Source organism: Microcoleus sp. A2-C3, assembly GCF_036706065.1.
Taxonomy (GTDB): domain Bacteria; phylum Cyanobacteriota; class Cyanobacteriia; order Cyanobacteriales; family Microcoleaceae; genus Microcoleus.
In genome coordinates, this window is sequence record NZ_JAUBVX010000053.1 from 34,278 (window position 1) to 44,097 (window position 9,820).

13 protein-coding genes and 1 riboswitch are annotated in these 9,820 nt (G+C 42.8%); of the genes, 6 read left to right on the forward strand and 7 right to left on the reverse strand.

Annotated elements, in window-relative coordinates; genetic code table 11:
* Positions 1-872, forward strand: an 872-nt coding sequence (locus tag QUB66_RS23790) for a right-handed parallel beta-helix repeat-containing protein (protein ID WP_332966051.1), incomplete at its 5' end; no start/stop codon positions are given.
* A gap of 141 nt (positions 873-1,013) precedes the next feature.
* Here QUB66_RS23790 and QUB66_RS23795 read toward each other — a convergent pair.
* Together QUB66_RS23795 and QUB66_RS23800 are read right to left on the reverse strand one after the other, a co-directional pair.
* Entirely contained in the window at positions 1,014-2,033 is a 1,020-nt protein-coding gene (locus QUB66_RS23795; protein WP_332971283.1) for a DUF6282 family protein, read from the reverse strand.
* 14 nt (positions 2,034-2,047) lie between these two features.
* Positions 2,048-2,494 (reverse strand): SufE family protein, encoded by a 447-nt coding sequence (locus tag QUB66_RS23800; protein WP_332966047.1) that lies wholly within the window; start codon positions 2,492-2,494, stop codon positions 2,048-2,050.
* Between QUB66_RS23800 and QUB66_RS23805 the strand changes: the two genes are divergently transcribed.
* Positions 2,493-2,762 carry a hypothetical protein gene (locus tag QUB66_RS23805; protein ID WP_332966045.1) on the forward strand — a complete coding sequence of 90 codons (270 nt, stop codon included), beginning with the start codon at positions 2,493-2,495 and terminating at the stop codon, positions 2,760-2,762. The genes QUB66_RS23800 and QUB66_RS23805 overlap by 2 nt on opposite strands.
* On the opposite strand, the gene QUB66_RS23810 is transcribed toward QUB66_RS23805, so the two are convergent.
* The 5 genes from QUB66_RS23810 to QUB66_RS23830 all read right to left on the reverse strand — a co-directional run bounded on the left by QUB66_RS23810 (position 2,759) and on the right by QUB66_RS23830 (position 6,961).
* Positions 2,759-2,953 (reverse strand): hypothetical protein, encoded by a 195-nt coding sequence (locus tag QUB66_RS23810; protein ID WP_332966043.1) that lies wholly within the window; start codon positions 2,951-2,953, stop codon positions 2,759-2,761. The two genes, QUB66_RS23805 and QUB66_RS23810, sit on opposite strands and share 4 nt — an antisense overlap.
* Complete coding sequence (locus QUB66_RS23815; RefSeq protein ID WP_332966041.1) at positions 2,944-3,408, reverse strand: hypothetical protein; 465 nt, start codon at positions 3,406-3,408, stop codon at positions 2,944-2,946. Before QUB66_RS23815 ends, QUB66_RS23810 begins: the two co-directional genes overlap by 10 nt.
* A 79-nt stretch (positions 3,409-3,487) precedes the next feature.
* A complete protein-coding gene (locus QUB66_RS23820; RefSeq protein WP_332966039.1) occupies positions 3,488-3,928 on the reverse strand; it encodes a hypothetical protein in 441 nt (146 codons plus the stop codon).
* Positions 3,912-6,158 carry a 5-methyltetrahydropteroyltriglutamate--homocysteine S-methyltransferase gene (gene metE, locus QUB66_RS23825; RefSeq protein ID WP_332966037.1) on the reverse strand — a complete coding sequence of 749 codons (2,247 nt, stop codon included), beginning with the start codon at positions 6,156-6,158 and terminating at the stop codon, positions 3,912-3,914. The genes QUB66_RS23820 and metE overlap by 17 nt, the downstream gene beginning before the upstream one ends.
* Before the next feature lie 467 nt (positions 6,159-6,625).
* Positions 6,626-6,772: riboswitch (cobalamin riboswitch) on the reverse strand.
* Positions 6,773-6,802: 30 nt separating this feature from the next.
* The gene (locus tag QUB66_RS23830; protein ID WP_332966036.1) at positions 6,803-6,961 is read right to left on the reverse strand and encodes a hypothetical protein; all 159 of its coding nucleotides are present in this window, start codon (positions 6,959-6,961) and stop codon (positions 6,803-6,805) included.
* Between the two features lie 344 nt (positions 6,962-7,305).
* On the opposite strand from QUB66_RS23830, the gene QUB66_RS23835 reads away from it, so the two are divergent.
* From QUB66_RS23835 to QUB66_RS23850, 4 genes are all read left to right on the forward strand, one after another.
* A complete protein-coding gene (locus tag QUB66_RS23835) occupies positions 7,306-8,034 on the forward strand; it encodes a response regulator (RefSeq protein WP_265237250.1) in 729 nt (242 codons plus the stop codon).
* Positions 8,035-8,043: 9 nt separating this feature from the next.
* Positions 8,044-8,652 carry an adenylate/guanylate cyclase domain-containing protein gene (locus QUB66_RS23840; protein ID WP_265237252.1) on the forward strand — a complete coding sequence of 203 codons (609 nt, stop codon included), beginning with the start codon at positions 8,044-8,046 and terminating at the stop codon, positions 8,650-8,652.
* Positions 8,653-8,818: 166 nt separating this feature from the next.
* On the forward strand, positions 8,819-9,079 hold the full coding sequence (locus QUB66_RS23845; protein ID WP_265237254.1) for a hypothetical protein: 261 nt from the start codon (positions 8,819-8,821) through the stop codon (positions 9,077-9,079).
* Between the two features lie 304 nt (positions 9,080-9,383).
* The coding region (locus QUB66_RS23850; RefSeq protein WP_332966033.1) for an RNA-guided endonuclease InsQ/TnpB family protein at positions 9,384-9,820 on the forward strand (437 nt) is incomplete at its 3' end.

Genomic DNA, 9,820 nt, shown 5'->3' on the forward strand with positions numbered 1-9,820 from the left:
TATCGGAATTCCAAAATCAAATCGAGACAGCCAATCAAAATCAAACTCAACTGCAATCTCAAGTATCCGAGTTAGAATATCAGTTAGAAACTGTATATCAAGAAAGGTTGCAGCCAACGGAAATTTCTGCAACAGCCGAAGCATCTCCCAAATTTGAATTAGTACAAGAAATTGCAGAATCAACCTCAGAATCAGCAGCTTCAAAAACTCAAGAATTTGTGGTTTCTCAGCAAGGTCAAGGAGATTATACCACAATTAACGAAGCGCTGAAAAATGCTGTTTCAGGTATGAAAATTTATGTGCATCCCGGCTTGTACCAAGAAAGTCTAATTATCGACAAATCGGTAGAAATTATCGGCAGCATAGAAGCGGGTAGCGTCACTGTTGAAAGCAGCGATTCAAACTGCATTTTAATGCAAACAGACAGTGCTTTAGTGCGAGGTTTAACGCTGATCACAACGGGCAAATATTACGCTGTAGATATTCGCAAAGGCGAGTTAATCATAGAAGACAGCGATATCACTTCTGCCAACTATTCTGTGGTGGTAATTTGTGGCCCCGATGCTAATTCAGTAATCCGCCGCTGTCAAATTCACGATGGAATATGGAACGGAATTTTCATCTCTGATCATGGCAAAGCAACGGTAGAAGATTGCAATATCTATGATAACGGCAGTCTGGGAATCGGTGTCGGATTGGGAGGAAAGTTGATCGTGCGCCGCTGTCGGATTCATGGTAATGAAGGTGAGGCGATCGCAGTTTACAGAGATGGCATTGCTACGGTGGATGATTGCGATTTGACAGGCAATTCTGGCGGTGCTTGGCGGATTGTAGATAACGGATATGTGCGTGGTAAAGACAATCAAGAATAGAAGAAGTCATTGGTCATGAGTCATTGGTCATTGGTCATTGGTCATTAGTCATTGGTCATTAGTCATTAGTCATTGGTCATTGGTTATTAGTCATTTGTTAGTGGCTACCCATTACTAATACTCGATGCCCAATTACTCCTTCTAAATTCCTAACAATTGAGCGGGATTTTCTTTGCTCATTAAATCAATTTCGCGCTGAGAAATTCCTTCATCCATTAACTTTTCTACAAATAACTTGTAACCTTCGGCAGGCAAAGGATCGGGTTTTCTTCCCAAATCTGTACTCAAAACAAAATGCTCGGCTCCGATTAGTTGGATCGCTGTTACCATCTGATTAATCGAAACATGATGCCAGTTTTTGTGTCCGTCATCAGCGGCATTTTCTCCCATCAAATCGTTGACAAATGCTAATTCTAGAAACGCTCCCATCTGGGCTGCTGTTTGCATATTTTCTAGGGACAAACCGGGTACATCTGCCATTGCGTGGGTAATCAGGATGTTTTTAATGTTGAGAAGTTTGGCTTGCCGGACAACAGCCATAACCTCTTCTGAGGAAATGTGCCCGGTTTCCAAGACTAAATTATTTCTAGCTACAATCTTGAGTACCGCTGCTGTTTCCGGTAAAACTTGGCCGTTTTCCGCAACTTTAATGCCGATTCCCGATTTGCCAAAAACCTGCAAATGATGCTCGGAATCAACGGTTGGTAGCCACACTACTTTACCATATTTGCCGCCGATGCGGTGCATTGCTTCTACAGCGTCGGGATTAATCCCGCCTACGGAATGATTGAGAACAATTCCCCCGAAAACTTGGATTTGCGGTACAATTTTATTGACCAGAACTGCCCGTGCTGCTGTGCTGCCATAGTGATTTTTTAGCACAACTGCTTTCATGTGCGATCGCGCGGCTGACTCAGCTACCTCAAAATCGTCTAACCTGCGGGGAATTACATCAGGAGACGAATGGATGTGAAAGTCGATCGCACCTTCAACAATACTCTCATGCAAATTGACAACCGCAGGCTCTCCGACAGCATAAACTGGCAAAGAAAACGACAACCAAATCAGACCAAATACAATTATCTTAAACAAAAGATGTAACCGCATTTGCGAAATCCGCTGCATACTCTTCGTGCATCCCCAAAAAATCCGGAAATCCACGGCTTTTTCTCCTATTAATTTGCTTCTGCTTGCGCGCTTAATTCGCAAGCAACGGCTTTATTTTTCATCATTTGAAAGATGTTATAAAATCCGTTAGCGCGGGAAGGTGTCAGGCTCACATTCAATCCCGTATCTTGAATAAAATCGGGGGTAATGCTAACTATTTCAGCAGGGGTTAATCCGCTTAAACCTTCCACGAGCAAGCCAACTAATCCTTTGACTAACTGAGCGTCAGAATCGCCTTGATACAAAACTTTGCCGTCAGTCAAATTGGCGGTAATATAAACTTGCGATACGCAGCCAGAAACTTTGTTTTCGGGCTGTTTATCGGTTTCGGGAAATGCTGGGAGTCGCTTAGCATACCACAGAAGTTGTTCGTAGCGCTGTTTTGGGTCGGCGTGTCGCTGGAAGCGCTGGACGATTTTAGCTAGGGTTGCGGGTAGCGCGGTGTTTACGGACATGATTTCGAGTAGCGGTTTACTTCGCTACTATTATACATTCAATTTTAGCAGTAGGGCGATCGATATAGTCATGGACGCGCGGGTGGCAAGAAATCTGCTTTCTGACACCCCGCGCACATCTAAGAAACCGGGTTTCTGCGATAATTTACGCATCCCCACCAAAATTGAGGAAGAAACCGGGTTTTTTAGACGAAAATTATTCGTTGTAGCCTACAGATTAGCTAAAAAACCCGGTTTCTTTGGTCTTGATGCGTCTGTCCTGAATTAGTCAGATGGTTTAGATTGAGAATCCTGTTTAGGAAGATGCAGCTTTGCTATTTGCGATCGCACTATTGCTATTGGAACAAACAATGCACCGCTAGCCAAACCGATCGCAAACCGAAACCCCAAAAGTAAAAAACCCTCTAGCTTCCCTTCTAGGACTGGTTCGATCGCAACTTTGTGTTGAATCAATTGCATCGTAGATTTTCTTCGTTCAAACGGGTGGACTGAGGTTGGAATTCTTCCCATCCTTTGCAGATTTGCTCGTAACATTGCAATGGCGAAATCGGTAGATTTCGCAGATAAAATAACGTGACTTCCCGACCGGATTCCAGCAGCAGAATGATGTCTTTGCTAGGGTTATAGGTATCTGCTGCTTGCAAAATATGACCGTTTATGTGGTGATTTTGCAGGATGGCGGTGTCGGGAGCCAATAACCAAGCATTGAGAAAGGGAGCTAAACGACTGCGGGGAACAAAATGCGATCGGAATGTTTCACCAGTAACTCCCATCAATGGGTTATTAAGACTACAAATTACTGCACCTCGTTCACCATTCAGATACCCAAGCCAAGCGTTATAGCCTAACACCAACAGATTAGTTGCAATAAAGGATTGCTGCCAATCTTCGCTATTTGTCTCAGATGTCATCATCTATTAAAGATCCAGTATCAAGTTATCCATCTGTGCGAAATATGAATTGAATTTTATTTAGGCATTGGGAACGGAAGTTTTAGGGTGTCAAACTTGGTTGAAATTCCTCCCAGCGCCTACAGACTTGTTCGTAGCAATCGGCAGGTGAAATTGCTAGTTTGCTTAATAGATTGACCTCTGTTTGACAACCAAATTTCAGCAAAAGCAGAATATCTTGCTCTGGATTGTACTTAGCAGTTGCTGCTATCACAGATGGAATAGTCGATGAGTCAACGGATAGCGATCGCAGATAAAATCCCATCAAATTCAAAGGAATAAACTGGATTTGAAAAGGAATTAATTCGAGATTAGTCATTGTAGAACCAAGAACTTGAGTATCCACATCACAAACCACAACTCCCCGCCCGAAAGACTCAAATCCCTTCCATCCTGTATAACCAATAACCAGCAAATTGGTGTGAATAAATCCCTGTTGCCAGCAGCCAAAATTTCCCTGCCAAACGCTATTTTCCGGTCGCATTTACTTCCTCCCGCAGGATTTTAGCAGCTTCCACCATATTTTTTAGCGCCGGAATTACTTCTTCCCAACGCCGTGTTTTCAAGCCACAATCGGGATTTACCCAAATTTGTTCAGTTGGTAGATTAGCAATGCCAGTTCGCAGTTGTTGCAAAATCTGTTCCGTCGTTGGCACCACTGGACTGTGGATGTCATAAACGCCATTACCCACTTGATAGGTGTAACCTGCGGCGGTTATTTCATGCAGCGTTTGGTTATTGCTGCGGCTATTTTCAATCGAAATTACATCGGCATCTAACCGTTCAATATCTTTGATGATATCGCCAAATTCGCAGTAGCACATATGCGTGTGAATTTGAGTTTGAGGATGAGCGCTTGCGGTTGCCAGAAGAAACGCATCTACGGCCCAAGACAGGTATTGATTCCAGTTTTCCACTTTCAGAGGTAAGCCTTCGCGCAATGCTGGTTCATCTACTTGAATTACTTGCGCTCCTGCTGCTTCTAAATCTGCTATTTCATCCCGCAATGCCAGAGCTATTTGAAATGCTTGTACCTGTCTGGAAATATCGGTGCGCGGATATGACCAATTTAAAATTGTTACGGGGGCTGTTAGCATTCCTTTAACGGGTTTTTGCGTCAATGATTGCGCTACTTTGAACTCGCGCACGGTCATTGGAGCAGTGCGAACAACATCACCGTAAATAATCGGCGGACGCACGTAACGGCTGCCATAGCTTTGTACCCAGCCATTTGCCGTGAAGGCGAATCCATCCAACTGTTGTCCAAAGTATTCCACCATATCGGTGCGCTCAAATTCGCCATGCACTAACACATCTAGCCCAATTTCTTCTTGGATTTTAATGCTCTCGGCAATTTGAGCGTCGATCGCAGCTTGATAGTTTTCCTGATTCAATTCACCCTTTTTGTAGCGTAGCCGCAGTTGTCGCACTTCCGGGGTTTGAGGAAATGAGCCGATCGTTGTGGTGGGAAAAATGGGCAGAGAAATCTGTTTTGATAGCCGCAAGCCGTAGGACAATTTGCGTTGAAAGTCATTCGTTGTCAGGCTTTTCAGACGTTCCTGCACGGCAATATTGGCAGGGCTAAATTGCTCGAAGGTTTTCCAGGCATCGCTAATTTTAGCGCGATCGCTTCCAGTCTCTTCTCCGGCTAAACTGCGTGCCAAAAACTTCACAGCTTGCAGTTTTTGTTCGGCAAAACTCAACACGTTGCGGAGAGGTTCTGGCAACTTTGTTTCCCGTGCGGCATCGTAGGGAACAAACTGCAATGATGCCGACGGCTGAATTACAATATCGGGCGTAATTCGCTGAATGTCTTGCAGCACTGGCAGCACTTCTTCTGGACGGATTTGCCAAATATTGCGAGCATCGACAATTCCCACACCCAATCGTTTATCAGCAGGAAATCCCTGTTGTTTAAGCAATTCCAAATTGCGTCCGCGAGTGAAATCTAAGCTAATTGCAGCCACTGGTAACTGCATCACCCAAGGATAGGTATCTCCCAAATCATCAAAGTAAGTAACTAAATCGATGGGAAGTTTAATTTCAGCGAAGGAACTATAGGTTGACTCAAAGGCTTCTTTGAATTGGCCAGCATCCCCCATAACCAAAGCAGGTTCGTGAATTTGAACTTCAGAAATACCCAAGTTTTTTAATGCTTTCAGCAACGCAATATAACGCTCTAGCAATCTTGAAACTGCTTCATTTAAGGGTATATCAAACCGACTCAATCGCAGTAAAGTAATGGGGCCTAAGACAATAGGTCTTACTTTTTCGCCTAATAAAGTTTGAGCGCGATTAACTGTTTCTAGAAAGTCACTGAAATCGGCAGGCTGCCATTCTGAGGGAATTTCTGGTACCAGGTAGTGATAGTTGGTGTCGAACCATTTAGTCATTTCTAGCGCCGGTATTCCTTCTTTGCCGCGCGCCATTGCAAAGTAGCGATCTAAACCTGATAAATGCTGAAAGCGATCGGGGATTAACCCCAGGCGAACTGTCCAATCCAGAACATGATCGTAGAGGGTAGTATCGCCAACACCGATGCGATCTATACCTGATTTTAGCTGTGTTTGCCAGTTTTCTATTTCTAGTTTTCTGACTGTTTGCAGTAGATTATGTGCATTTAATTTGTTACTCCAAAAGGCTTCTAGTGCCTTCTTGACTTCACGATTTTTACCAATGCGAGGATATCCAATGGTTGCAGTTGAAATTGACATAATTTTTCCTAAGTATGGTTAATCAATAAATAGAGTCATCAGTACAAAGAACGATCGCAATTGACTGAATTTTTACTATTGATATTTTCTGAATTATCCAGTTGAGTTTTTGACATTCCATAGAAAATTTGTCGGAAAATAAGGGTATCCGATGCTGAATTTTCTATAGCAATGCCATCAGATTGCAATGTGACGCATCCAAGACAAAATTATCTGAACTTCCAACATAGCCATAACAAAGCTGTTAGAAATTACAGCAGGCAAAAGCCCAGTAATATTTCTTGCATCTAAAACTAGATAATGCTGTTGAGGCTAACTTTTTTAACTCACTGTGTAGCCCTAGAAACCAATTCCACCACAGGTTTCTCACGGGTTAAGGAGCATAATAGCCGATCGCGCAGCGTCTCTAAAATCGAATCGAATTGAAAACAAAATGCTGAAGACATCCGTACCTCGCAGATGGATTAAATTGAACAATACAATCGGCGGGCATCCTGACTAAGAAACGACTATACGCTTCATCACAGTTGCGGGACAGCGCCGGGTTCGCACCGGACTTTCCCCGTTTCCTCTGGTGGGTGATCTCCACAAGAACCGATTAGGTCATACCATAGCACATTTTTCAAAATATGCAACCCCTAAAATCAAGTCTGGCGATCGAATATCATCAATAATCTTGGACGCAAGCGCGATTTGAAACCGGGTTTTTTACCAAAATCCTTCGTTCCAGCCAGCCAATTAGGCAAAAACCCGGTTTCTTTGGTTTCGATGCGTAAGTCCCGATCGAAATCATTTGCCTGCATCTTTAAGATTCGGCGTTGCTTAATCAGGGTATGAAAAAGAATTAGGCAAAAATCCAGAAGCTTTGTGGACAATGGTTTTTATGATTTGCATATTTAGCCGTTCATACCGTAAATCAGCAACGCCAAAGCCGAATATTTGCCACCCAAACCTTCAACAATTGTCCGCGTATTGGCAACCAGCATTTGGCGATCAATATCGCCTGCACTTCCCAGTTTAAGATTTGTTGCAATTTGAGTAAATCTAGCTCGCCAGTGATAACAAAATAATCCAATGTGGGTAAAATAATTTTATCAGGGCAACTCGAAGCAGCGAACAAGTTTACATCAGAAACCGGGTGGGAGTGATGAGTACAGTTTTAGTGGTGGAAGATTCCCGCAGCCAGCGGGAGTGCATTTCACATCAGTTGAGATGCAGCGGATTAAATGTAATTCAAGCATCAGACGGTGTGGAAGCGCTGGATAAAGTTGGAAGAAATTCCCCAGATTTAGTATTATTAGATATCGTAATGCCCCGCATGGACGGTTACGGAGTTTGCCGTTTAATTAAAGCTAATCCCGAAACTCGGAATATACCGATCGTATTTTTAACCGGGAAGGGACAGCAGTTAGCTTTGTTCTCCAGGGCGATCGATCGCGCCGAAGCGTATGTTAGCAAACCTTGGCAGCCGAGGGAACTTTTGTCAACGATCAAAAAAGTGTTACTAAATGCCAATATTAAGTTCGATCGAGCTTCAGCGGACGCTTGGACGGAATACGGTATTTTAAACTTAAGTACGATCGAACTGTATCAAAGTAGCGCCGATGCTTGGACAAAATATAGCACTCAAATCATTAAATTGTATGATACCAGTTTAGCAGCTTTTCAGCAAGCTTTGGCAATTGAACCGAGTCACTCGAATGCCAACCAATATCGCAATCGAGTCCAGACAATCCGGGCAATTTTGATGAAAAAATTAGAGGAGACTCAACCTTGCAAAGTCTGCGATTATTATTACGGGAAAGACGGCATTAATTGTGCAGTGCATCCCGCTGGTCGCCCTCAAGCTTTCTGTCGAGATTGGGAATTTAATTAATTAAAATCAATGAAAACAAATAACCGCACCAACTTGGAAAAATTGCTGCAAGAAAGAAACGAACATCCCGAAAAAATGGCAGAAATTGATGCCGAAATTAATGCAACTTTCAGCCAAAATCACACGATTTTGGTAATGGATATGTCGGGATTTTCGCGCACGACTGTCCGCTACGGAATCATCCATTTTCTGGCAATGATTCACCGGATGCACGGAATTGTCAAACCGATAATTTCGGAATGCGGCGGTACTGTTGTTAAGGAGGAAGCCGACAATATTTTTGCAGTGTTTCCCGATGTAAAATTAGCAGTGGAAGCTGCAATCGACTCTCTGAAACAAACGGGGGCTGTCAACACGACACTGCCACCGGAGATGGATATTTACCTCTGCATTGGTATTGGCTGCGGCGATGTTTTGATGCTGGAAGGAGAGGATATGTATGGATCGGAATTTAATCTAGCATCCAAGCTGGGAGAGGATTTGGCGGAACGGGGAGAGATTTTGCTCACCTCAGCGGCGTTTGAAAATTTGGAAGGTGAGAAGCAAGATTGGGAAAGATTGGAAATTTCAATTTCGGGTTTGGAATTAGTGGCTTACAAGCGGGTATCATCTACTTAATTTGTCTCATAGTTTTTAATAATATAGAAAATAAAATTAATGATTACCCGCGTTAAACCAAAGAAACCGGGTTTTTTGCTGAATCTGTCGGCTACGACGAAGGATTTGGGTGAAAAACCCGGTTTCTGACCACTCGTGCATCCTGGACTATAAAATTTAAAATCAGATGATTGACGAACAAATAAATTGGCAAGCTATCAATTTAGCGAATATTCAACAGCGGCTGGCTTGGGTGCAACAACAGCCGGATGGACTTATTTTTTGCCAAGAGTCGGGAGTTCACTATGTTACAGTTAAAAAAGACCAAAGTCAAATTAAGTTTTCTTTGGTAGAAAAGGTGAATTTGCATACAGATTTATTGCAATCTGTGTTTTCCCTCAACAATCCCCTGCATTTAGCTAAACAGACGGGAATCCCCACACTATAATCGCTTCGACAAGCGTGTGGGATGAAAGACGCGGTGAGACTCCTGATTCCACCTGTCAACCAATTCAAAACTATGTTTTGACCGATGACGGGTGGATGACGAGGCGAACAAAATATTTTATTCGACTTTTTTCAACCCATTTCTGTAGCCAGTTGAGATTGGGCAATAAAAGTTAATACTTAACAGAAGTTTCTTTGAATGTATAAATAAAATATTTATTCGCGTACTTGACATAAAGTAACGCATTCAAGTATATTAATACTAATTGATAAGTCGCGACTGAAATTACACATTCACCGCTTAAATGAGAACTTCTTACCAGTATCGATTACGTCCAACAAAGTTGCAAGTCACTGAAATTGACAGATGGCTCTCAATGTTATGTGCACAGTACAACTATTTGTTGGCAGATCGATTCAACTGGTACGAAGAAAACTGTTCTTCCATTAATGCGTGTCCCCTAGTTTGCCACTTACCTGAACTACGGGACAATCCCGATTATTACAGTCAAAAAAAGACGTTACCTCAACTCAAAAAGACCCATCCTTGGTATGCCGAGATTTACTCTCAAGTCCTCCAAGACGTAGTTAAACGAGTTAAGGTAACGTTTGATCGTTTCCTCAAAGGTGATACTAATGGAAAACGCAGCGGTAGACCAAGATTCAAACAACGCAGTCGTTACCGCACGTTCACCTATCCTCAAATTAAAGACGGCTGCTTGCAAAACAACTTAATTAACTT